Annotated in this window: 25 protein-coding genes; 7 read left to right on the forward strand and 18 right to left on the reverse strand. The window is 67.4% G+C overall.

Annotated elements, in window-relative coordinates:
• Positions 1-68 precede the first annotated feature (68 nt).
• Complete coding sequence (upp, locus tag AC3WL7_RS12810) at positions 69-701, forward strand: uracil phosphoribosyltransferase (RefSeq protein ID WP_079221521.1); 633 nt, start codon at positions 69-71, stop codon at positions 699-701.
• A gap of 53 nt (positions 702-754) precedes the next feature.
• Here the strand turns inward: upp and AC3WL7_RS12815 are convergent, their stop codons facing one another.
• On the reverse strand, positions 755-1234 hold the full coding sequence (locus AC3WL7_RS12815) for an SRPBCC family protein (RefSeq protein ID WP_079221520.1): 480 nt from the start codon (positions 1232-1234) through the stop codon (positions 755-757).
• A gap of 152 nt (positions 1235-1386) precedes the next feature.
• On the opposite strand from AC3WL7_RS12815, the gene AC3WL7_RS12820 reads away from it, so the two are divergent.
• Complete coding sequence (locus AC3WL7_RS12820) at positions 1387-1677, forward strand: PsiF family protein (protein WP_108746485.1); 291 nt, start codon at positions 1387-1389, stop codon at positions 1675-1677.
• A gap of 292 nt (positions 1678-1969) precedes the next feature.
• Here the strand turns inward: AC3WL7_RS12820 and AC3WL7_RS12825 are convergent, their stop codons facing one another.
• The 6 genes from AC3WL7_RS12825 to rsmD all read right to left on the reverse strand — a co-directional run bounded on the left by AC3WL7_RS12825 (position 1970) and on the right by rsmD (position 6803).
• On the reverse strand, positions 1970-2857 hold the full coding sequence (locus AC3WL7_RS12825; RefSeq protein ID WP_079221518.1) for an MBL fold metallo-hydrolase: 888 nt from the start codon (positions 2855-2857) through the stop codon (positions 1970-1972).
• A gap of 119 nt (positions 2858-2976) precedes the next feature.
• The gene (gene ggt / locus AC3WL7_RS12830; RefSeq protein WP_492750599.1) at positions 2977-4707 is read right to left on the reverse strand and encodes a gamma-glutamyltransferase; all 1731 of its coding nucleotides are present in this window, start codon (positions 4705-4707) and stop codon (positions 2977-2979) included.
• Positions 4704-4985 (reverse strand): YfhL family 4Fe-4S dicluster ferredoxin, encoded by a 282-nt coding sequence (locus AC3WL7_RS12835; protein WP_492750601.1) that lies wholly within the window; start codon positions 4983-4985, stop codon positions 4704-4706. The genes ggt and AC3WL7_RS12835 overlap by 4 nt, the downstream gene beginning before the upstream one ends.
• A 132-nt stretch (positions 4986-5117) precedes the next feature.
• A complete protein-coding gene (locus tag AC3WL7_RS12840) occupies positions 5118-5609 on the reverse strand; it encodes a hypothetical protein (RefSeq protein ID WP_079221515.1) in 492 nt (163 codons plus the stop codon).
• 79 nt (positions 5610-5688) lie between these two features.
• Positions 5689-6198, reverse strand: coding sequence for a pantetheine-phosphate adenylyltransferase (gene coaD, locus AC3WL7_RS12845; RefSeq protein ID WP_008267036.1), 510 nt, complete (start codon positions 6196-6198; stop codon positions 5689-5691).
• A gap of 26 nt (positions 6199-6224) precedes the next feature.
• The gene (gene rsmD / locus AC3WL7_RS12850; RefSeq protein ID WP_492750603.1) at positions 6225-6803 is read right to left on the reverse strand and encodes a 16S rRNA (guanine(966)-N(2))-methyltransferase RsmD; all 579 of its coding nucleotides are present in this window, start codon (positions 6801-6803) and stop codon (positions 6225-6227) included.
• A gap of 631 nt (positions 6804-7434) precedes the next feature.
• Here rsmD and htpG point away from each other — a divergent pair.
• On the forward strand, positions 7435-9324 hold the full coding sequence (gene htpG / locus AC3WL7_RS12855; protein ID WP_313420237.1) for a molecular chaperone HtpG: 1890 nt from the start codon (positions 7435-7437) through the stop codon (positions 9322-9324).
• Positions 9325-9443: 119 nt separating this feature from the next.
• Here htpG and AC3WL7_RS12860 read toward each other — a convergent pair whose 3' ends face one another.
• Positions 9444-9740 carry a flagellar basal body protein gene (locus AC3WL7_RS12860; RefSeq protein ID WP_312739289.1) on the reverse strand — a complete coding sequence of 99 codons (297 nt, stop codon included), beginning with the start codon at positions 9738-9740 and terminating at the stop codon, positions 9444-9446.
• Positions 9741-9870: 130 nt separating this feature from the next.
• On the opposite strand from AC3WL7_RS12860, the gene ftsY reads away from it, so the two are divergent.
• From ftsY to AC3WL7_RS12875, 3 genes are all read left to right on the forward strand, one after another.
• Positions 9871-11169, forward strand: coding sequence for a signal recognition particle-docking protein FtsY (gene ftsY / locus AC3WL7_RS12865; protein WP_492750607.1), 1299 nt, complete (start codon positions 9871-9873; stop codon positions 11167-11169).
• A gap of 94 nt (positions 11170-11263) precedes the next feature.
• Complete coding sequence (gene mutY, locus AC3WL7_RS12870; RefSeq protein ID WP_492750609.1) at positions 11264-12388, forward strand: A/G-specific adenine glycosylase; 1125 nt, start codon at positions 11264-11266, stop codon at positions 12386-12388.
• A gap of 5 nt (positions 12389-12393) precedes the next feature.
• Positions 12394-12663, forward strand: a complete 270-nt coding sequence (locus AC3WL7_RS12875; protein ID WP_108768528.1) for an oxidative damage protection protein — start codon at positions 12394-12396, stop codon at positions 12661-12663.
• 64 nt (positions 12664-12727) lie between these two features.
• On the opposite strand, the gene AC3WL7_RS12880 is transcribed toward AC3WL7_RS12875, so the two are convergent.
• The 10 genes from AC3WL7_RS12880 to AC3WL7_RS12925 all read right to left on the reverse strand — a co-directional run bounded on the left by AC3WL7_RS12880 (position 12728) and on the right by AC3WL7_RS12925 (position 19666).
• Positions 12728-13174, reverse strand: coding sequence for a DUF6491 family protein (locus AC3WL7_RS12880; RefSeq protein ID WP_079225178.1), 447 nt, complete (start codon positions 13172-13174; stop codon positions 12728-12730).
• Between the two features lie 115 nt (positions 13175-13289).
• Positions 13290-14003, reverse strand: coding sequence for a lipoprotein-releasing ABC transporter ATP-binding protein LolD (lolD, locus tag AC3WL7_RS12885; protein ID WP_079221509.1), 714 nt, complete (start codon positions 14001-14003; stop codon positions 13290-13292).
• Positions 13996-15237: a lipoprotein-releasing ABC transporter permease subunit gene (locus AC3WL7_RS12890; RefSeq protein WP_492750613.1), complete on the reverse strand. Its 1242-nt coding sequence runs from the start codon at positions 15235-15237 to the stop codon at positions 13996-13998. The genes lolD and AC3WL7_RS12890 overlap by 8 nt, the downstream gene beginning before the upstream one ends.
• A gap of 23 nt (positions 15238-15260) precedes the next feature.
• Positions 15261-15620 (reverse strand): hypothetical protein, encoded by a 360-nt coding sequence (locus tag AC3WL7_RS12895; RefSeq protein ID WP_254057264.1) that lies wholly within the window; start codon positions 15618-15620, stop codon positions 15261-15263.
• 40 nt (positions 15621-15660) lie between these two features.
• Complete coding sequence (locus AC3WL7_RS12900; RefSeq protein ID WP_079221506.1) at positions 15661-15909, reverse strand: FAD assembly factor SdhE; 249 nt, start codon at positions 15907-15909, stop codon at positions 15661-15663.
• A 73-nt stretch (positions 15910-15982) separates the two neighbouring features.
• Positions 15983-16768, reverse strand: coding sequence for a succinate dehydrogenase iron-sulfur subunit (locus tag AC3WL7_RS12905; protein WP_079221505.1), 786 nt, complete (start codon positions 16766-16768; stop codon positions 15983-15985).
• A 69-nt stretch (positions 16769-16837) separates the two neighbouring features.
• Positions 16838-18628 carry a succinate dehydrogenase flavoprotein subunit gene (gene sdhA / locus AC3WL7_RS12910; protein ID WP_108749285.1) on the reverse strand — a complete coding sequence of 597 codons (1791 nt, stop codon included), beginning with the start codon at positions 18626-18628 and terminating at the stop codon, positions 16838-16840.
• 31 nt (positions 18629-18659) lie between these two features.
• Positions 18660-19046 carry a succinate dehydrogenase, hydrophobic membrane anchor protein gene (gene sdhD / locus AC3WL7_RS12915; RefSeq protein WP_079221503.1) on the reverse strand — a complete coding sequence of 129 codons (387 nt, stop codon included), beginning with the start codon at positions 19044-19046 and terminating at the stop codon, positions 18660-18662.
• A complete protein-coding gene (gene sdhC, locus AC3WL7_RS12920) occupies positions 19043-19435 on the reverse strand; it encodes a succinate dehydrogenase, cytochrome b556 subunit (RefSeq protein WP_079221502.1) in 393 nt (130 codons plus the stop codon). The genes sdhD and sdhC overlap by 4 nt, the downstream gene beginning before the upstream one ends.
• A 57-nt stretch (positions 19436-19492) precedes the next feature.
• Positions 19493-19666, reverse strand: a complete 174-nt coding sequence (locus tag AC3WL7_RS12925) for a DUF1674 domain-containing protein (protein WP_079221501.1) — start codon at positions 19664-19666, stop codon at positions 19493-19495.
• A gap of 39 nt (positions 19667-19705) precedes the next feature.
• On the opposite strand from AC3WL7_RS12925, the gene ygfZ reads away from it, so the two are divergent.
• Positions 19706-20581: a CAF17-like 4Fe-4S cluster assembly/insertion protein YgfZ gene (ygfZ, locus tag AC3WL7_RS12930; RefSeq protein ID WP_492750623.1), complete on the forward strand. Its 876-nt coding sequence runs from the start codon at positions 19706-19708 to the stop codon at positions 20579-20581.
• Positions 20582-20651: the final 70 nt, after the last annotated feature.

Here is a 20651-nt window from a genome sequence, read left to right on the forward strand (position 1 = left end):
CATGCGGCGTGGGCTTCGCAGCGCCGATCCGGCAAAATGGGGGCCTCTCTCCATTCCCCTTCCCGACCATGAAGATCGTCGAAGTGCGCCACCCGCTGGTGCAGCACAAGATCGGCCTGATGCGCAACGCCGCGCTCAGCACCAAGGATTTCCGCGAGCTGGCCAACGAACTGGGCACGCTGCTGGCCTACGAGGCCACCGCTGACCTGGAGACCGAGCCGCACACCCTGCCCGGCTGGGCCGGCCCGGTCACCGTGCAGCGCATCGCCGGTGCCAAGATCACCGTGGTGCCGATCCTGCGTGCCGGCCTGGGCATGCTCAGCGGCGTGCTGTCGCTGATCCCGGCCGCGCGCGTGAGCGTGGTCGGCCTGCAGCGCGATGAGGAAACCCTGCAGCCGGTGCCCTATTTCGAGCGCCTGACCGGCCGCCTGGAAGAGCGCGACGCGCTGATCCTGGACCCGATGCTGGCCACCGGCGGCACCCTGATCGCCACCATCGACATGCTCAAGCGCGCCGGCGCGCGCCGCATCAAGGGCATCTTCCTGGTCGCGGCGCCGGAAGGCATCGAAGCGGTCAAGGCCGCCCATCCGGACGTGGAGATCTACACCGCGGCCATCGATGCCCAGCTCAACGACAAGGGTTACATCCTGCCGGGCCTGGGCGATGCCGGCGACCGTATCTTCGGTACCCGCGTGGTGTGATCCGGTTCAAGGGGTCGGAACCCTTTCGCAGAAAGGGCTCTGACCCCGAGTCTTTACAACCCGGCCGCCAGCGCTTCCAGCTGGTCGATGGCCATGTTCCAGCCCTCAAAGAACCCCATCTGTTCGTGTTGGTCACGGACTGTCTTGTCCGGGTGCATCACCTGCGCGGTGTAGCGGCAGCCCTGCCCTTCGTCTGCCAGGGTGATGATGGCGGTGAAGCCCAGCCATGGCGTCTGCGGGCGCCAGCCACCGCCCAGCATCGAGGTGAACACCAGGCGCTGCTGCGGCACCACCTCGACGAAACACCCGGGGTTATCGCTGCTGCCGCCCTCGGGGCCCTGCATGAAGGTGTGGAATGCCCCACCCGCGCGCAGTTCGAACGCGCGCACTTCAGTGGTCCACGGCCGCGGGCACCACCACTGCCGCAGCAGGTCAGGCTCGGTCCACGCCCGCCACACCGCCGCCCGCGGCGCGGCCAACACGCGGCTGATGACCAGGTCGGTGTCCGGATGCTGGTCGGCATCGGCAGTCATGGGCGTACTCCTGTGCGAACGGTCGGGTGCCCACCGATACGCCGATCGCCCCGCCCAGGCAAGCGTTACCGGGACGATCGCGGATCTTCACGTCGTTTTCCAGCCAGCAGGCGAATGCTCCGCGCACCCGCACCGCTCGCCCTGGAGATGCCATGAACGCCTCGTTCCTGCTGGCCGCCGCCCTGCTGATCGGCCTGCCCCTGGCGGCCACCGCCGCCACCCCGCAACAGCAGCGCATGGCCGACTGCTCGGCCAAGAACAAAGGGCTGAAGGGCGACGCCTACAAGACCGCGCAGAGCGCCTGCCTGAGCGGCCACGCCACCGAAACCAAGGCCGCCACCCCGCAGGAGCGCATGAAGCAGTGCAATGCCGATGCCGCGACGAAGAAACTCGCCGGCGACGCCCGCAAGACCTTCATGAGCAGCTGCCTGAAAGCCTCGTAAGAGAGTCCATCGACTTCACCCGACCCCATTTGAATATCGATATCTGACAGATGTGCCGACCAACGGTCGGCACCCACCAACAGCCACCGGCCAACTGTCAAAGGTGGGGCGGTGTGGGCTTGCAGGACCGCAGGCGCCATGGATGGCGCCTACGAGCCCCCATGGATGGGTTTACGGCGTGTCCTGCAAGCCCACACCGCCCCGCCATCCCACGGAAAGCCCGCTTCGGCTTTTGACGTTGCCGTTGCATTGAGCAGGTGCAGGGCTGCAAGCCCTGCCGAACGAACACCCCTCACCCCAGCGCGCGCGCCTTCAGCTCCCCCTGCTCATGCAGGGTCACAAAACGCCCCTTCTCATCCCGCCCCAGCTGCGCCAGCGCCACCTGCGGGTCATGGGTGAAGAACAGATGCACGTTGCGCGCCAGCTTGTCTTCCAGGAAGCGCCGCTTCTCGTCGATCAGCAGCTCGGCATTGCGGTCGTAGCCCATGGTGATCGGCACGTGCACCCACGAGCGCCCCGGGATCAGGTCGGCGCAGAACACCACGCCACCATGCGCATCCTCGCCGGCATGCGCATGGCCCACGATCTCGGCCAGCATCAGGCCCGGGGTATGCCCATCGCTGTAGCTGAAGCGCACGCTGTTGCCCAGCGCCTGCGAATACTCGCCATCGACCACTTCCAGGCGCCCACTGGCCTGCAGCAGGCCCGGCAGCTCCGGAATGAAGCTGGCGCGGTCGCGCGGATGCGGCTGCAGCGCCCGCTGCCAGTGCTGCGCACCGACCACGAAGGTCGCGTTGGGAAACAGCAGCTCCGGCCCGCGCCCTTCGCTCCACGCCGCCAGCAGGCCGCCCGCGTGGTCGAAATGCAGGTGGCTGAGCACCACCACGTCGATGTCCTCGTGCTCGAAACCCGCCTCGCGCAGCGAATCGATCAGCACGTGCTGGCTTTCCTGCACGCCGTAGCGGTCACGCATGCGGGGATCGAAGAACGCACCGATGCCGGTCTCGAAGAGCACGGTCTTGCCATCCAGCGGGCTGGCCAGCAGCGCACGGCAGGCCAGCTCGATGCGATTGAGCTCGTCCGGTGCCGCCCACTTTTCCCACACCGCACGCGGCGCGTTGCCGAACATCGCGCCGCCATCCAGGCGCTGCGAGTTCCCACGAATCGACCATAGTTTCATGCGGCAATTATCGAGGGCACCCCGTTAAATAATCGCTAGCCGCAAAATGCAGAACCCCGCCGGGTGGCGGGGTCTGGTGATTCCTGCTTCGCCGGGCATGGCCCGGCGCTACCGCCACATCAGTGCGCCGGCACGACCTGGGCGCTGCCCACCGGGTTGCGCGGATCGCTGCCACCGTACAGCTTGTTGGCCTTGCGGTCCCACTCCACCGTCTGCAGGTTGCCCCAGACGTGGCTGGAGCCGCGGCCGCCGGCGGCGACGTCGCCCGGCAGGTCGATCTTGTGGCCCATCGCCTGCAGCTGCTTCACGGTGCCTGCGTCGAAGGCATCGCTCTCGGCCTCGATCAGGTCCGGCAGCCACTGGTGGTGGTAGCGCGGCAGGGCGGCCACCTGCTGTGCGTCCAGGCCGGCGTCATAGCCGAGGATGCCCAGCAGCACCATGGTGATGATGCGGCTGCCACCGGGGGTGCCCAGCACCACCACCTTGTCGGCGTTCTCCATGAAGGTGGGCGTCATCGAGCTGAGCATGCGCTTGCCCGGCTTCGGCGCGTTGGCCGCGTAACCCATCACGCCGAAGGCGTTGGGGGTACCCGGCTTCAGCGCGAAGTCGTCCATCTCGTTGTTCAGCAGCACGCCGGTGCCCTTGGGAATCAGGCCCGAGCCGTACAGCAGGTTGACGGTCTGGGTGGCGCCGACGCGGTTGCCATCGCCGTCGATGATCGAGAAATGCGTGGTCTCGTCATCTTCCAGCGGGGTCGGGTTGCCCGACAGCAGGTCGCTCGGGGTGGCCTTTTCCGGGTGGATCGTGGCCCGCAGGCCCTGCGCGTAGTCCTTGCTGGTCAGCACTTTCTGCGGGATCTGCACGAAGTCCGGATCGCCCAGGAAGAAGGTGCGGTCGCGGTAGGCGCGGCGCATGGCTTCCACCACCAGGTGGGTACGGTGGGCCGCATCCATCTGCTTGATGTCCCAGCCTTCAAGGATCTGCAGCATGCTGGCCAGGGCGATGCCACCGGACGACGGCGGCGGCGCGGTGGTGATCTTCCAGCCGTTGTAGTCGAACACGATCGGTTCGCGCAGCTTGACCTGGTAGCCGGCCAGCTCGTCGGCCGTCCACTTGCCGCCGGCCTGCTTCACGCCTTCCAGCAGCAGCTTGCCGGTCTGGCCCTTGTAGAAGCCATCACGGCCACCTGCGGCGAGGCGCTCCAGGGTCTGCGCCAGCTCCGGCTGCTTGAACAGATCGCCGGTGGCGATCGGCTTGCCGTTGCGCAGGTAGACCTCGCGCGTACCGGGGAAGCGTTCCATCACCTCACGGCGCGAGGCGTAGCCCTTGGCCATGCGGTCATAGACCGGGAAACCTTCGCGGGCAATGCGGATGGCCGGCTGCAGCGAGGCCGACAGCGGCAGCTTGCCGTGCTTGGCCGACAGTTCCACCAGCGCGGCGGGCAGGCCCGGGATACCGGCCGACCACGGGCCGTTGACCGAACGGTCGCGGTCCAGGTTGCCCTGCTTGTCCAGGAACGCCTGCGGGGTCGCGGCCGCCGGGGCGGTCTCGCGCGCATCCAGCATGATGTCCTTGCCGGTGGCCGCATCGTGCAGCAGGAAGAAGCCACCGCCGCCCAAGCCCGAACTGATCGGCTCGACCACGGCCAGGGTGGAGGACACCGCCACGGCCGCATCGAAGGCGTTGCCGCCCTGCGCCAGGATGTCGATGCCGGCCTGGGTGGCCAGCGCATGACCGCTGGCGATGGCCGCGCCATCGGGGCGCTCGGCACGGGCGGTGGTTTCAGCCCACGCCAGCGGGCTCAGCACCAGGCCGAGCAGCAGCAGGGGACGGACGATCAGCGTCTTCATTCGGATGGGGGCTCCGCATAGAGTTCGGGGTGATCGTGCTGCAGTCGGCGCAACTTGGTCAGCAGCTGGACTTCCGTTTCCACGATCTCCGGGTCCGGGTCGATGCATTCGACCGGGCAGACGACCACGCACTGTGGTTCGTCGAAGTGACCCACGCATTCGGTGCAGCGCGCAGGGTCGATCAGGTAGATGGTTTCACCCATCGAAATGGCCTGGTTCGGGCAGGCCGGCTCACAGACGTCACAGTTGACGCAGAGCTCGTTGATTTTCAGCGACATGGCGATACTCCTCGCCCGCGCCTTGGGACAAGGACCGGCCCGCGCGGGCGCGCGGGCCGGTCAGGTCATCGGCAGTGCCACCGGGGTGGCAGCGCCCGGGCCATGCCGGAGCATGGCCGCCATGGCTCGGTCTTACTTGGCTTCGACGAAAATGTACTCGGCGCCGGTCGGCTGCACGACAGCCTGCACGCGGGCGTTGTCTGCGGACTGGCCGATGAAGACGACGCGCACGCCCTTCATCGAATCCGGCGAGACGTCCTTGAACACGGCCTGGATCATGTCAGCCATCTTGCCGGAGGCCGACGAACCGAAGGCCAGCATGTTGCCCGGCTGCACGCCACGGGCCACGGCCTGGGTCGCGCTTTCGGTCTGGCGCTCGTACTTGGCCTGGAAGTCCGGATCCGATTCCGGCGAGAGGTAATACAGGAACGGGCTGTTGGTGATGGTGCCCATGTTCTGGATCGCCACTTCCTGCAGGTACTTCTTCCAGCCTGCATCGTCTTCCTTGGCCGGAGCGACCAGGGCCTGCTTGGCGTCTTCGACCGGAGCGGCCTCTTCCTTCTTGCAGGCGGTGAAGGCCAGGGCAAACGAAGCGATCAGCATCGCGCGCATGGTGGTGTTCATGGGTTTCCTCCCGAGTGGTGCGTGTGGTTTACGTAATGGGGGTGCGTGGTACTACTGGCCCTGCCGCGGCGGGCAGGATTTACGACTGCGCCGACTTCGCTTCGCGGACCTTGCGCAGCGCCTCAAGCACGGCGGCCGGCACGAAACCGGACACGTCGCCACCGAGGCGGGCGATCTCGCGGACCAGCGAGGACGAAATGAAGCTGTGCTGCTCGGCCGGGGTCAGGAACAGGGTCTCGACCTCCGGGATCAGGTGGCGGTTCATGCTCGCCATCTGGAATTCGTATTCGAAGTCGGACACCGCGCGCAGGCCGCGCAGCAGCACCCCGCCCTGGACCGAACGTACGAAATGGGCCAGCAGGGTATCGAAGCCGATGACTTCGACATTGCTGTGGTGGCCCAGGGCACCCCGGGCCAGCTGCACGCGCTGCTCCAGCGGCAGCGCCGGGCCCTTGGACGGGCTCTGCGCCACGCCCACCACGACCTTTTCGAACAGCGGCGCGGCCCGGCTCACCAGGTCGATATGACCGTTGGTGATGGGGTCGAACGTGCCGGGGTAGACGGCAATGCGGCGGTTGGCCACGGTCATGGGCGGATGCAGATGTTCAGATGAGGTCAAAGTGTAGCAGCGGCGCGGCGGTACAGGGCAAAGCGCACCTCGCGGGTGCCGCCCTCGCGGTGCATCAGCCATTCCGGCGGCAGCACGGGCACGTGGCCGGCCGGCGATTCCAGGTACAGCCAGGCATCGGCGGCCAGGTGGCGTGGCAGCTGGGCCAGCACGTCCTGCCAGAGGCCATCGGCGAACGGCGGGTCGATGAAGACCAGATCAGCCTGCTGCGCCTGCGCGCCCTGCAGCCAGCGCAGGGCATCGGCCTGGACCACGGTGACCTGCCCGGCGGCCTGCAGCTTGGCGACGGCGGCCGACAGGTTGCGGCCGAGCTGGGGATCGCGCTCGACCAGGGTGGCGTGCGCCGCACCGCGGGAGACGGCTTCCAGGCCCAGCGCGCCGCTGCCGGCGAACAGATCCAGCACCCGCGCCCCGCCCAGCCGGGGCATCAGCCAGTTGAACAGCGTTTCGCGCACGCGGTCGCTGCTGGGCCGCAGGCCCGGCAGGGTCGGCACCGGCAGGCGGGTATTGCGCCAGCGCCCGCCGATGATGCGGACCTGGCCGTCATTGCCACCGCGGCCGCTCACCGGCGGCCCCGGCGGGGGTTGTTCGAGAAATTCACCATGAGCGGGATTGTAGTTCGGCCGGGCGGCGCCCGGGTACGCGCCAACGCATGCGCGCTGTCGCTCCCACGCTTCGCTGCGCGAAACGCGGGCCCCCTTACCAACTCCCATACCCCCGCCGCTTCGCGGCCGCCCCCTGACTCAGGGGGCTCTGCCCCAGACGCAATCCGATGCCCGTCATGCAGGTGCGGTCAGATCCGTTTTCCGCAGGAAAACGGATCTGACCCCATTTGATGTATCGATATCTGAAAGATGTGCCGACCAACGGTCGGCACCCACCAACAGCAGGTTCCATCAGCCGCGTGAACCTGTCGAAGGCGGGGCACTGTGGGTTCGCGGGGTGTGAGCCGCATGGATGCGGCGACCAAGCCCCCATGGACGGGTTCACGGCGTCCCCGCGAACCCACAGTGCCCCGCCATCCCACGGAATGCCGCTCTGGCTTTTGACTCTAAGGCTGCCGGCCAGCGGCCGGCACTACCGGCAGGTGCAGGGCTGCAAGCCCTGCCAGACCAACCCCTTGATTTCGGGACAATCAGCCATACCCCTTGGCCAGGCCGCACGCGCTGGCGCGGCATTGCACACGGAGCCCTATCGATGACCGAGACCCCCCAGACCGAAACCCTTGGCTTCCAGACCGAGGTCAAGCAGCTGCTGCAGCTGATGATCCACTCGCTGTACTCCAACAAGGAAATCTTCCTCCGCGAGCTGGTCTCCAATGCCGCCGACGCCGCCGACAAGCTGCGCTTCGAAGCCCTGACCCAGCCCGCCCTGCTGGAAGGCGACAGCGAGCTGCGCGTGCGCGTCAGCTTCGACGCCGCCGCCCACACCATCACCATCGAAGACAACGGCATCGGCATGAGCCGCGCCGAAGCCATCGCCCACCTCGGCACGATTGCAAAATCCGGCACCGGCGACTTCCTGCGCCAGCTGTCCGGCGACCAGAAGAAGGATTCGCAGCTGATCGGCCAGTTCGGCGTCGGCTTCTACAGCGCCTTCATCGTCGCCGACGAAGTGGAAGTGACCTCGCGCCGCGCCGGCCTGGCTGCAGGCGAAGGCGTGCGCTGGACCTCGCGCGGCGAAGGCGACTTCGACGTGGCCACCGTCGACAAGGCCGAGCGCGGCACCCGCATCGTCCTGCACCTGAAGGACGGCGAGCATGATTTCGCCGATGGCTGGCGCCTGCGCAGCATCCTCAAGAAGTACTCCGACCACATCGGCCTGCCGATCCAGATGCCGAAGGAAGGCGAAGAAGGCGCTGCCGGTGAATGGGAGACCGTCAACCGCGCCAGCGCGCTGTGGACCCGCCCGCGCACCGAGATCAGCGACGCCGAGTACACCGAGTTCTACAAGCACGTGGCGCACGACCACAGCGACCCGCTGGCCTGGAGCCACAACAAGGTCGAAGGCAAGCTGGAGTACACCTCGCTGCTGTTCGTGCCCGGCCGCGCGCCGTTCGACCTGTACCACCGCGATGCGCCCAAGGGCCTGAAGCTGTACGTGCAGCGCGTGTTCGTGATGGACCAGGCCGAGCAGTTCCTGCCGCTCTACCTGCGCTTCATCAAGGGCGTGGTCGATTCCAACGACCTGTCGCTGAACGTCTCGCGCGAGATCCTGCAGTCCGGCCCGGTCATCGATTCGATGAAGGCAGCGCTGACCAAGCGCTCGCTGGACATGCTGGAGAAGCTGGCCGCCGACAAGCCGGAGCAGTACGCCACGTTCTGGAAGGAATTCGGCCAGGTGCTGAAGGAAGGCCCGGCCGAGGACTACAACAACCGCGAGAAGGTGGCCGGCCTGCTGCGCTTTGCCTCCACCCGTGGCGAGGCTGATGCGCAGACCGTGTCGCTGGCCGATTACATCGGCCGCATGGCCGAAGGCCAGGACAAGATCTACTACCTGACCGGCGAGAGCTACAGCCAGGTGCGCAACAGCCCGCATCTGGAAGTGTTCCGCAAGAAGGGCGTGGAAGTGCTGCTGCTGACCGACCGCATCGACGAGTGGCTGATGGGCTACCTGACCGATTTCGACGGCAAGGGCTTCGTCGACATCGCCCGCGGCGACCTCGACCTGGGCGCGCTGGAAAGCGAAGCCGACAAGCAGGAACAGGAAGCGGCAGCGAAGGACAAGCAGGGCCTGGTCGAGCGCCTGAAGGCCGTGCTGGGCGATGACGTGGCTGAAGTGCGCGTCTCGCACCGCCTGACCGATTCGCCGGCGGTGCTGGCGATCGGCGAACAGGATCTGGGCCTGCAGATGCGCCAGATCCTGGAAGCCAGCGGCCAGAAGGTGCCCGACAGCAAGCCGGTGCTGGAGATCAACCCGGGCCACCCGCTGATCGCCAAGCTCGATGCGGAAGCCGACGGCGCGCGCTTCGACGACCTGGGCCGGGTGCTGTTCGACCAGGCCGCGCTGGCCGCCGGTGACAGCCTGAAGGACCCGGGCGCCTACGTGGCGCGCCTGAACAAGCTGCTGCTGGAACTGTCGGCCTGATCGACAGCGGGGCGCCGGGCATGGCCCGGCGCTACCGGGCGATGCTCTGGTAGAGGCCAACCTTGGTTGGCGCTCCAAAGGCGTGTCAACCAAGGTTGACACCTACCAGGGCGGGCTTCTCAGGCTTCCCGATCCAACAGCGAGCCCAGCATCTGGTCCTGGCGGCGTATCACTGCGGCGTTGGCGGCGAAGGCCACCACTTCAGCCTTGGCCGCCAGCAGGTCACCCAATGGCGCGGTGGGGTCTGGGTCGGCAGCAACGACCGTCGTCTCTACCCCGCCCTGCCCGGCCGCGCCGCGCTGCAATTGCAGACGCTGGGCATCCGGGGTGGCGACGTTGGCCACGTTGTGTGCGGCAACCTGCACGCCCTGCTGGGCCGCACGCATTCCGGACAGCGCAGTCTCCATCACGTTCATCGGCGGTCTCCGGGCTGCCCTGCGCAGCCCCTCGGACCGGTTAACGGCCCCGCACGCGCAACCTTGAGTCCACATCGGGCCGACAGGCCCGAGTGGTAGCATATCCCTCTGATTTCAGCGCCTTTTGCCAATGCTCAGTTTTTTCCGCCGCAAGAAGCCCCAGGACGCCGCCACGACGGACGCGCCCAAGACCCAGCATTACTCGGCTGACGAGCTGGCGGCGGCGTTCCCGTCTGCCGCTCCGGTCGAGGAGGCACCCGCCGCACCGGTAGCCACGCCGGCCACCGTCGAGGCCGCTGCGCCTGCGCCCGTCGCCGCGCCCGAGCCGCCGGTTGCCGCTGCACCGGCAACCCCGGTCCAGGAACGGGTCATCGCGCCGGAGGACTTCGAGGCCGAGGCCCTGGCTGCCGCCGCCGTGCTCGCACCGCTGGCGCCGGTGACCCCGGCCGAGGCTCCGGCCGCGCCCGCCGCTGATCTGCCGGTGCTGGTCGATGCCGCCCCGGCCCCGGCCGGCAAGCCCGGCTGGCGCGAGCGCCTGCGCAACAGCGTCATCGCCCGCAGCTTCGGCGGCCTGTTCTCGCGTAATCCCAAGCTCGACAACGACCTGCTGGACGAACTGGAAACCGCACTGATCACCGCCGACGTCGGCGTGGGCGCCACCACCGACCTGGTCGAGGGCCTGCGCAAGCGCATGAAGTCGCGCGAGTTCGTCGATGCCAATGCGCTGCTGGCCGCACTGCGCAGCGAGCTGATCGCGATCCTGCAGCCGGTGGCCAAGCCGCTGGTGATCGACCGCAACGCCAAGCCCTTCGTGGTGCTCACCGTCGGCGTCAACGGCGTCGGCAAGACCACCACCATCGGCAAGCTGGCCAAGCGCTTCAAGGATGAGGGCCACAGCCTGATGCTGGCTGCCGGCGATACCTTCCGTGCTGCGGCCGTGGCCCAGCTGCAGGCCTGGGGCGAGCGCAACGGCGTGGCCGTGGTCGCCCAGGGGCAGAACGCCGACGCCGCTTCGGTGGCCTACGACGCGCTGCAGGCCGGCAAGGCGCGCGGCACCTCGGTGCTGATTGCCGACACCGCTGGCCGCCTGCATACCCAGTCCGGCCTGATGAACGAGCTGGGCAAGATCCGCCGCGTGCTCGGCAAGATCGACGAAACCGCGCCGCACGAAGTGCTGATGGTGATCGACGGCACCACGGGCCAGAACGCGCTGTCGCAGCTGCGCCAGTTCAATGCCGCAGTGAAGGTGACCGGCCTGGTGGTGACCAAGCTGGACGGCACCGCCAAGGGCGGCGTGGTCTTCGCCCTGGCCCGCGAGTTCGGCATTCCGATCCGCTTCGCCGGCATCGGCGAGCGCCCGGAAGACCTGCGCGTGTTCGATCCGGAAGCCTTCGTCGACGCCCTGCTGCCTGAAGCGCTGGGCGCCTGATACGCCGTGCAGCCACGCATGGCGTGGCTCTACTGCACCGCAACCGCAATCCAGTAGAGCCACCCCACGGGTGGCTGCCTTCCCCGGAACACCCATGCCCCGCCAGCCGCACGCCAGCGCCGGAACCGCCCCCGCAGACGACTTCGTCGCCCACCTGCTGCACTGGTTCGACGACCACGGCCGCCACGACCTGCCCTGGCAGCACCCGCGCAGTCCCTACCGGGTCTGGCTGTCGGAGATCATGCTGCAGCAGACCCAGGTGACCACGGTCATCCCGTATTTCCAGCGCTTCCTGCAGCATTTTCCGACCCTGCCCGACCTGGCCGCCGCCAGCAACGACGAGGTGATGGCGCAGTGGGCCGGCCTGGGCTACTACGCCCGTGCACGTAACCTGCATGCTGCGGCCAAGCGCTGCGTGGAACTGCACGACGGCGACCTGCCGCGCGATTTCGATGCGCTGCATGCCCTGCCCGGCATCGGCCGCAGCACCGCTGGCGCCATCCTCAGCCAGGCCTGGAACGACCCGTTCGCGATCCTCGATGGCAACGTCAAGCGCGTGCTGAGCCGCTATCACGGCATCGAGGGCTTTCCCGGCCTGCCGGCCATCGAGAAGCAACTCTGGGCGCTGGCCGAAGCACATGTGGCGCAGGTACCCGCCGGGCGCATGGCCGACTACACCCAGGCACAGATGGATCTGGGCGCGACCGTGTGCAGCCGCGCCAGGCCGGCCTGCGTGATCTGCCCGATGCAGGAAGACTGCGTGGCTCGCCGCGAAGGCCGCACCGCCGAACTGCCCACGCCGAAACCCGGCAAGATCCTGCCCGAGCGCGAAGCGGTGGCCCTGCTGCTGCGCGATCCGCAGCAGCGCGTGCTGCTGCAGAAGCGGCCCGATACCGGCATCTGGGCCCAGCTTTGGACCCTGCCGCAGGCCGAGGCCGGCAGCGACCTGCAGGACTGGTTCGACGCGCACGTCGACGGTTCGCTGGAAGATGCCGACGAACTGCCCGTGCTGCAGCACACCTTCAGCCACTATCGGCTGCACCTGCAGGTACTGTCGCGGCAGGTGCGCGGCCTGCGCGTGGACGAACCCGCGCTGCGCTGGGTGGCCGCTGACGAACTCCCGGCGCTGGGCCTGCCCGCGCCGATCCGCAAGCTGCTGGACGGCACGCCGGTGAAGGCGCCGAAACGCAGACCCACGAAACCCCGCAACCACGAGTGAGTGCCATGCCCCGAACCGTCTTCTGCCAGTACGAACAACGCGATGCCGAGGGCCTGGACTTCGTGCCCTACCCCGGCGACCTGGGCCAGCGCGTGTTCAACCACATCGGCAAGCAGGCCTGGGCGGCCTGGCTGGCGCACCAGACCATGCTGATCAACGAAAACCGCCTGTCGCCACGCAAGCCCGAACACCGCGCGATGCTGGAAGCGGAGCTGGTGAAGTTCCTGTTCGAGAAAGACGCCGAAAAGCCGGCCGGCTTCACCCCGGAAGCCTGAGCCGGTAGCGCCGGGCCATGCCCGGCGACCAGACACACGCCGGGCATCGCCCGGCGCTACCCGATCAGTTCGCGGATTCCTCGCGCTCCTGCACCTGCGCCTGCCGCATTTCCTTTTCCTCTGCGCGCAGCGATTTCACATCCAGCTTGCGGATCGTTTTGATGAAACACGGCACGCGCGGGCCGCCCGTCGGGTCACGTACTAGCACCTTGTCGAAGGGTGCGCTGACGCGCCCCATCCGGCTGGTCAGGCCGATGGCAGGAGCACTGGACAGGTCCGTGCACGGCCCGGCCAGCTCCAGCAGGTAGGCTTCGCTGGGCCGGGTCCAGACCGCCAGCGCGCTGTCTCCCAGCTCGGTCCAACCATTGAGCGTGCCGAAGAACTGCATGTCCTTCTGCGGCGGGCCGGCGTGTGCCCGGTACAGTTCCAGCCGGTCGGCACTGGTCAGGCCAGTGGTGGCGCAGCCGGCCAGGGCCAGGCACAGGCCGGCGATCAGCAACGGGGTTTTCATGGCGATCTCCAGCGGGGGAACTGCGCACATCATGCGCCCGGCCGGGCAACGCCGGCGCAACGGCCGGCGGCCCGATTCAGCCGCCGGTCGGCGGTACCCGCCGGGATCCGGCGCCTCAGACGTCGGCGTGGGCCAGGGCGTGCAGCCGCCCTTCGCGCAGTTCCAGCACGCGATCCAGGCGGCGCGCCAGGCTGCGGTCGTGGGTCACCAGCACCAGGCTGGTGTGGCGCGCACGGTTGAGTTCCAGCATCAGCTCGAACACGGTGGCGGCGGTGCGGTCATCCAGGTTGCCGGTCGGCTCATCGCCGAGCACGCAGGCCGGGTGGTTGACCAGCGCACGCGCCACGGCGGCACGCTGGCGCTCGCCACCGGACAGCTCGCCCGGCTTGTGATCCAGGCGATGGCCCAGGCCGACCGCTTCCAGCAGCGCGGTCGCGCGCTGGCTGGCCTCCGGCACGCCAATACCGGCCAGCATCACCGGCATCATCACGTTTTCCAGCGCGGTGAATTCCGGCAGCAGGTGGTGGAACTGGTAGACGAACCCCAGCGCCTGGTTGCGCAGCAGGCCGCGCTCGGTGTCCGACAGTGCCGACATGCGCTGGCCGGTGACGTACACCTCGCCCGCAGTCGGGACGTCCAGGCCGCCCAGCAGGTGCAGCAGGGTGCTCTTGCCGGCACCGGAGGCGCCAATGATCGCCACCGTCTCGCCGGCCGTGACCTTCAGGTCGAGGCCGTCGAACACCGGGGTCTGCATGCGGCCTTCGGCGTAGGTCTTGGCCAGCGTCTCGGCACGGATCACTTCATCGCCGCGATTGAAGACCTTATTCATAGCGCAGGGCCTCCGCCGGCTGGGTGCGTGCTGCCCGCCAGGCGGGATACAGGGTGGCCAGGAAGCTCATCAACAAGGCAACCAGGGTGATGACGACGATGTCGCGGGGCTGCATGTCGGTCGGCAGGCCGGTGATGTAGTACACGTCCTCCGGCAGCAGCTTGACGTTGAACAGCGACTCGATGGCGCCGAGGATGCGCTCCAGGTTCAAGGTAAGGGTGATGCCGCCGATCAGGCCGGCCAGCGTGCCGAAGATGCCGATCAGCGAGCCCTGCACCATGAACACCTGCATCACCCCGCCCGGGGTCAGGCCCAGCGTGCGCAGGATGGCGATGTCGGCCTGCTTGTCGGTCACCAGCATCACCTGCGATGAGACCAGGTTGAAGGCGCCCATCGCGATGATCAGCGACAGCAGGATGCCCATCACCACCTTCTCCATGCGCAGCGAGTGGTAGAGGTTGGCGTTCTGCTGGGTCCAGTCGCTCACGCGGTACGCGCCGCCGAGGTTCTGCGCCAGGTCCACGCCCACTTCCAGCGAGCGGTCCATGTCGTGCAGTTTCAGGCGCACGCCCGTGGCGCCGTCCGAGCGCAGCACGCGCTCGAGGTCTTTCATGTTGGCGAAGCCGACGCCGCGGTCGACCTCGTTGTAGCCGGCCTCGAACAGGCCGCTGACCGTAAAGCGTTTCATCCGTGGCACCGCGCCGGCCGGCGTGCCCTGCACTTCGGCAAACGTCACCAGCACCTGGTCGCCCACGTCCACGCCCAGCCACATGGCCAGCTCCTTGCCCAGCAGCACGTTGAAGCTGCCCGGCTTGAGGCTGTCATAGCTGCCCTTGGTGATCTTCCTGTCGATCACCGACACCTTCGGCTCCAGCGCCGGGTCGATGCCCTGGATGATCGCGCCCTGCACGCGCGGGCCGCTGATCATCGACTGGATCTCGATGTACGGCGCAGCACCGGCCACGCGCGGATCCTTGTTGGCCACGTCGACCACGCGCATCCAGTCGGGCATGGGCTCGCCATCGCGGCTGATGGTGGTATGCGCGGTCATCTGCAGCAGGCGGCTGCGGATTTCCTTCTGGAAACCGCTCATCACCGCCAGGGTGGTGATCAGCACCGTGACGCCGAGCGCGATGCCCAGGATCGATGCCATCGAGATGAAGGAGATGAAGCCGTTGCGGCGCTTGGCGCGCAGGTAGCGCAGGCCAATGGCCACGGGGATGGGTTTGAACATGCAGGCACGCCAGTCGATTCAGTCTATGGTGCCATCGTACGGGGTCGACGTGAAACGCTGCGTGCGGATACGGCCAGTCGCAGTTCACGTCGCTGCCGGTGGGCGAGCACGTCCGGCCAGAACAGCAGGCGCCCGCGTCGCCCTTCGCAGCGCCAGTGCAGCAGCAGCCAGGGGCCACGCACCACCAGCCGCGGCACCTCGAGATCGGCCCCATCCAGCCGCAGCGGTGCTGGCAGTGCCGGTAGTTCGAGCCGGCGCACCGGCCGGCGCAGCCGCCAGCCCAGCTGGATCAGGCCCAGCAGCCAGACGCCGGCAAGTACCGGCCAGTACCGGTCTTCGGGAAGGGCCGAGGCGCGCAGCAGCCAGGGCGCGGCCAGCAGCACCAGCGCCTGGGCGCCGGCCTGCAGCCGCGAGGGTCGCCACTCAAGCCTTGAGGGCGAGGATCTTCTGCATGAGGGGGATGGCGTGGGCATGCGGGCAGGCCTCGTAGCCCATGAACCAGCGCCACAACTTATCGTCCTCGCACTCGAGCAGGAACAGGAAAACCTCGCGCTCTTCGGTCGGCGCAGTGCTCCATTCGCGGTCCAGGTAGCGCCCGAACAGCTGGTCCAGCTCGCGCATGCCGCGGCGGCAGCGCCAGCGCAGCTTCTTCAGCAGGGTGTCTTCGTCCATCGTGTTTCTCCAGATACAGCAAAGCCACGCATGGCGTGGCTCTACTGGGGTCATGCAACAACGCGGCGCCGTATCAGGCGCGGCGTTCCATCATCAGCTTCTTGATCTCAGCGATCGCCAGCGCCGGGTTCAGGCCCTTCGGGCAGGTCCGGGCACAGTTCATGATGGTGTGGCAGCGGTACAGCTTGAACGGATCTTCCAGATCGTCCAGGCGCGCACCGGTGTCCTCATCGCGCGAGTCGATGATCCAGCGATAGGCCTGCAGCAGGATCGCAGGGCCCAGGTAACGCTCGCCGTTCCACCAGTAGCTCGGGCAGCTGGTCGAGCAGCAGGCGCACAGGATGCACTCGTACAGGCCGTCGAGCTTCTTGCGGTCTTCCGGCGACTGCAGGCGCTCGCGGTCCGGCGGTGCCGGGGTCTGAGTGCGGATCCACGGCTTGATCGACGCGTACTGCGCGTAGAAGTGGGTCAGGTCCGGAACCAGATCCTTGACCACGCTCATGTGCGGCAGCGGGTAGATCGGCACTTCCTTCTTGCCGCAGTCCGCGATGGCGCGGGTGCAGGCCAGGGTGTTGGTGCCGTCGATGTTCATCGCGCACGAACCGCAGATACCTTCGCGGCAGGAGCGACGGAAGGTCAGGGTCGGATCGATCTCGTTCTTGATCTTGATCAGCGCGTCCAGGACCATCGGGCCGCAGGCGTCCAGATCGATCTCATAGGTATCGGTGCGCGGATTGCTGTCGTCGTCCGGACTCCAGCGGTAGATCTTGAAGGTGCGCAGGTTCTTGCCACCGCTCTTGGCGGGGAAGTGCTGGCCCTTCGTGACCTTGGAATTCTTGGGGAGTGAAAACTCGGCCATGGCTGCTCTCGTTGGCTCAGGCGGCCCGCGCCATCAAGGCGCGGATTGCATGGTAGGCGGGGGTCGCGATCAGTACACGCGCGGCTTCGGCGGCACCACGTCGACCTCGTCGGTCAGCGTGTACATGTGCACCGGACGGTAGTCGAAGCTGCACTTGCCCTTCTCGTCGACGGTGACCAGCGTGTGCTTGTGCCAGTTGACGTCGTCGCGGTCCGGGAAGTCCTCGTGCGCGTGCGCACCACGGCTTTCCTTGCGCTGTTCCGCCGAGTTGATCGTCGCCACCGCGTTCAGCAGCAGGTTGTTCAGCTCGTAGGTCTCGATCAGGTCCGAGTTCCAGACCAGCGAACGGTCGCTGACCTTCACGTCCTGGAACGAATCGAACACCTTGGCCATCTTCTCGCAGCCTTCCTTCAGCGTCTGGCTGGTACGGAAGACGGCGGCATCGGCCTGCATCGTGCGCTGCATGTTGTCACGGATGACCGAGGTCGGCGTATCGCCATTGGCATGGCGCAGCTTGTCCAGCAGGCCCAGCGCCTTGTCGCAGGCATCGGCCGGCAGCGGCTTGTGCGCAGCGCCCGGCTTGATGGTTTCGGCGCAGCGGTTGGCCACGGCACGACCGAACACCACCAGGTCGAGCAGCGAGTTCGAGCCCAGGCGGTTGGCGCCGTGCACGGACACGCAGGCCGCTTCGCCGATGGCGTACAGGCCCGGCACCACGGCATCGGGGTTGTCGCCATCCTTGCGCACGACTTCGCCGTGGAAGTTGGTCGGGATGCCACCCATGTTGTAGTGCACGGTCGGGATGACCGGGATCGGCTGCTTGTGCACGTCGACGCCGGCGAAGATGCGGGCGCTCTCGGCGATGCCCGGCAGCTTCTCGTCGATCACGCCCGGGCCCAGGTGGGTCAGGTCGAGCAGGATGTGATCCTTGTGCTCGCCGACGCCGCGGCCTTCGCGGATCTCGATGGTCATCGAACGGGCCACCACGTCACGCGAGGCCAGATCCTTGTAGTGCGGTGCGTAGCGCTCCATGAAGCGCTCGCCGCTGCTGTTGCGCAGGATGCCGCCTTCACCGCGGACACCCTCGGTGATCAGGCAGCCGGCGCCGTAGATGCCGGTCGGGTGGAACTGCACGAACTCCATGTCCTGCATGGCGATGCCGGCGCGCATGGCCAGGCCGCCACCGTCGCCGGTGCAGGTGTGCGCCGAGGTGGCGCTGAAGTACGCACGGCCGTAGCCGCCGGTGGCCAGCACCACGCCCTGGGCGCGGAACAGGTGCAGCGTGCCGTCGGACATGTCCAGGGCCAGCACGCCACGGCACACGCCTTCGTCATCGAAGATCAGGTCGAGTGCGAAGTACTCGATCATGAAGCGCGCGTCGTGCTTGAGCGACTGCTGGTACAGGGTGTGCAGCATGGCGTGACCGGTACGGTCGGCCGCCGCGCAGGTACGCTGCGCCGCCGGGCCTTCGCCGTACTTGGTGGTCATGCCGCCGAACGGGCGCTGGTAGATCTTGCCTTCGGCGGTGCGGCTGAACGGCACGCCGTAGTGCTCGAGCTCGATGATGGCCGGGATGGCCTCACGGCACATGTACTCGATGGCGTCCTGGTCGCCCAGCCAGTCCGAGCCCTTGATGGTGTCGTAGAAGTGGTAGCGCCAATCGTCTTCGCCCATGTTGGCGAGCGCGGCGGAAATACCGCCCTGGGCAGCGACGGTGTGCGAACGAGTCGGGAAGACCTTGGTCAGGCACACGGTCTGCAGGCCCTTGGCGGCAAGGCCGAACGTGGCGCGCAGGCCGGCGCCGCCGGCGCCCACCACGACCATGTCGTACTTGTGTTCGGTGATCTTGTAAGCGGACATCTAGTCTGGATTCCTGTCTTGGTGCCTGGGCTCAGGCAACGCCGAGGGCGATGCGGCCCACCGCAAACACACTGACGATCATGCCGAGCACGGCGACGAACTTCACCGCGGTCTGCAGCACCAGGGCCAGCAGCGATTCGTGGATGTAATCTTCCAGCACGACCTGCATGCCGAGCTGTGCGTGCCAGAACATGGTGATCAGCAGGCCAATCAGCGGCACGGCATTCCACGGCTTGGCGATGGTGGCCACGGCCGTGGCGTAGTCGGCGCCAGCCATGCGCACCACGAACACCAGGAACCACAGGCCCAGCACCACCAGGGCGGCGGCGGTCAGGCGCTGGTGCACGAAGTGCTCGGTGCCGGTCTTGGCCGAGCCAAGGCCGCGCACGTTCTTCAGCGGGGTACGGAACTTGCTCATGCGGCACCTCCGAACAACACGTAGGCCCAGACCAGCGCGGTGATCACCAGGCTGCCGAAGACCGAGATCCAGCTGCTGCGGACGAAGGCCGGAATGCTGAAGCCGACGGCGAAATCCTGCACGACATGGCGGATGCCATTGCACAGGTGATAGGCGAACGACCATGTCCACGCAAACAGGAACACGCGGCCATACCAGGCCCCGGCATGACCGGTGAAGCAGTTCCAGGAATCGGGTCCCATCATCAGGGCCAGCAGGCCGGCGGCGATGATGAGGGCACCCACGGACAGAAAGACGCCAGTGGCTCGATGCAGGATCGAGGTGGCCATCTGAATCTGCCAGCGATACACCTGAAGGTGCGGGGATAGGGGGCGTTGTCTGGTCGCCATTTCGCTGGGCTCGTTGTCTCGGCTGGGCGGCACGATGCCGCGTTGGCTCAATGCTGATCAGAAATCGATGCAGCGTCCGTTTTTCTCCCAATCGCCATACCGCACCGGATCAAGTCCGCCGCGGCCGCCGAATTCTTCTTCCGCCTCTGGTTTTTCCACGGGCACAGGTGCCGCGGGAACCAGCGGAGCTTCAGTTTCGTCGTCGGGAGTGGGGGTTGTTTGGCCTATCATGTTCGGTCTCGCAACGCACAAATTTTAGACCTCGTTCACGTGCCTGACAACCTTCCCCCTGCTTTCGTCGCATATCCGCGCCTGCCCGGCCACCAGTTGCTGAGCCTGCAGGGCGTGGATGCGGCCGTTTTCGCCCATGCCCAGTTCAGCAGCGACGTCACCGCCCTGCCCCTGCAGCACTGGCAATGGAGCGCGTGGCTGAGCGCCAAGGGCCGCACCCTGGCGGTGTTCCAGTTGCTGCGGCTGGCCGAGGATCACGTGATGCTGGTGCTGGCCGATGGCGATGCAGATGCGATTGCGTCGCAACTGCAGCGCTTCGTGTTCCGCCGCAAGGTGAAGCTGCAGGTGCACGCGGATCTGGCCGTGGCCGGTGCCTTCACCGCACCGGAAGCGGCCAGTGGCGCAGCGATCGCCGGGGGTGGCGAAGCGGGCTGGGAGCTGGACCTGGGCAGCGATGCCCTGCCCCGCACCCTGCGCATTGGTCCGGCTGAGGGATTTGCGGCCGGCAGCGAGGCCGATGAAGCCGCGTTCGCGCTGGCCTGGCGCCAGGCCGACCTGCGCTTCGGCCTGCCCCGCCTGGACGAAAGCCAGCGCGAAGTGTGGACGCCGCAGCAGTTGGGCCTGGACCGGCTGAACGGCTACAGCGTGAAGAAGGGCTGCTACCCGGGCCAGGAAATCGTGGCCCGCACCCATTTCCTCGGCAAGGCCAAGCGTGCGGTGCAGCTGCTGCATACCGCCGCCCCGGCACAGGCCGGCGATGGCGTGCAGCAGGACGGTGCGGCGCTGGGCAGCATTGCCAGCGTGGCCGGCGACCTGGCCCTGGCCGTGCTGCCGCTGGAAACCAGTGACGCCGAACTGCAGGTGGGCGGCGTGGCCGCGCAGCGCATGCCGCTGCTGGACGGCCTGGCGCGCTGAGGTCCGCAGCCGAGCGTGGGCTCGGCTCTACAGAATCGGGTGGGTGCGGACCTGGTGGGTGCGGACCGTT

Source organism: Stenotrophomonas sp. FW305-3-2-15-E-LB1, assembly GCF_058787375.1.

What these genes read in the sequence shown, in the direction of transcription:
- AC3WL7_RS12835 (WP_492750601.1), bottom strand. Translation starts at nt 4,985, where the DNA reads ATGTCGCTGAAAATCAACGAGCTCTGCGTCAACTGTGACGTCTGTGAG.
- AC3WL7_RS12840 (WP_079221515.1), bottom strand. Translation starts at nt 5,609, where the DNA reads ATGAACACCACCATGCGCGCGATGCTGATCGCTTCGTTTGCCCTGGCC.
- sdhC (WP_079221502.1), bottom strand. Translation starts at nt 19,435, where the DNA reads ATGGCGACCAGACAACGCCCCCTATCCCCGCACCTTCAGGTGTATCGC.
- ftsY (WP_492750607.1), top strand. Translation starts at nt 9,871, where the DNA reads ATGCTCAGTTTTTTCCGCCGCAAGAAGCCCCAGGACGCCGCCACGACG.
- AC3WL7_RS12875 (WP_108768528.1), top strand. Translation starts at nt 12,394, where the DNA reads ATGCCCCGAACCGTCTTCTGCCAGTACGAACAACGCGATGCCGAGGGC.
- AC3WL7_RS12900 (WP_079221506.1), bottom strand. Translation starts at nt 15,909, where the DNA reads ATGGACGAAGACACCCTGCTGAAGAAGCTGCGCTGGCGCTGCCGCCGC.
- AC3WL7_RS12820 (WP_108746485.1), top strand. Translation starts at nt 1,387, where the DNA reads ATGAACGCCTCGTTCCTGCTGGCCGCCGCCCTGCTGATCGGCCTGCCC.
- upp (WP_079221521.1), top strand. Translation starts at nt 69, where the DNA reads ATGAAGATCGTCGAAGTGCGCCACCCGCTGGTGCAGCACAAGATCGGC.
- coaD (WP_008267036.1), bottom strand. Translation starts at nt 6,198, where the DNA reads ATGACCGTGGCCAACCGCCGCATTGCCGTCTACCCCGGCACGTTCGAC.
- sdhA (WP_108749285.1), bottom strand. Translation starts at nt 18,628, where the DNA reads ATGTCCGCTTACAAGATCACCGAACACAAGTACGACATGGTCGTGGTG.
- AC3WL7_RS12860 (WP_312739289.1), bottom strand. Translation starts at nt 9,740, where the DNA reads ATGAACGTGATGGAGACTGCGCTGTCCGGAATGCGTGCGGCCCAGCAG.
- AC3WL7_RS12825 (WP_079221518.1), bottom strand. Translation starts at nt 2,857, where the DNA reads ATGAAACTATGGTCGATTCGTGGGAACTCGCAGCGCCTGGATGGCGGC.
- mutY (WP_492750609.1), top strand. Translation starts at nt 11,264, where the DNA reads ATGCCCCGCCAGCCGCACGCCAGCGCCGGAACCGCCCCCGCAGACGAC.
- AC3WL7_RS12890 (WP_492750613.1), bottom strand. Translation starts at nt 15,237, where the DNA reads ATGTTCAAACCCATCCCCGTGGCCATTGGCCTGCGCTACCTGCGCGCC.
- AC3WL7_RS12925 (WP_079221501.1), bottom strand. Translation starts at nt 19,666, where the DNA reads ATGATAGGCCAAACAACCCCCACTCCCGACGACGAAACTGAAGCTCCG.
- ggt (WP_492750599.1), bottom strand. Translation starts at nt 4,707, where the DNA reads ATGAAGACGCTGATCGTCCGTCCCCTGCTGCTGCTCGGCCTGGTGCTG.
- lolD (WP_079221509.1), bottom strand. Translation starts at nt 14,003, where the DNA reads ATGAATAAGGTCTTCAATCGCGGCGATGAAGTGATCCGTGCCGAGACG.
- AC3WL7_RS12880 (WP_079225178.1), bottom strand. Translation starts at nt 13,174, where the DNA reads ATGAAAACCCCGTTGCTGATCGCCGGCCTGTGCCTGGCCCTGGCCGGC.
- AC3WL7_RS12815 (WP_079221520.1), bottom strand. Translation starts at nt 1,234, where the DNA reads ATGACTGCCGATGCCGACCAGCATCCGGACACCGACCTGGTCATCAGC.
- AC3WL7_RS12905 (WP_079221505.1), bottom strand. Translation starts at nt 16,768, where the DNA reads ATGGCCGAGTTTTCACTCCCCAAGAATTCCAAGGTCACGAAGGGCCAG.
- htpG (WP_313420237.1), top strand. Translation starts at nt 7,435, where the DNA reads ATGACCGAGACCCCCCAGACCGAAACCCTTGGCTTCCAGACCGAGGTC.
- sdhD (WP_079221503.1), bottom strand. Translation starts at nt 19,046, where the DNA reads ATGAGCAAGTTCCGTACCCCGCTGAAGAACGTGCGCGGCCTTGGCTCG.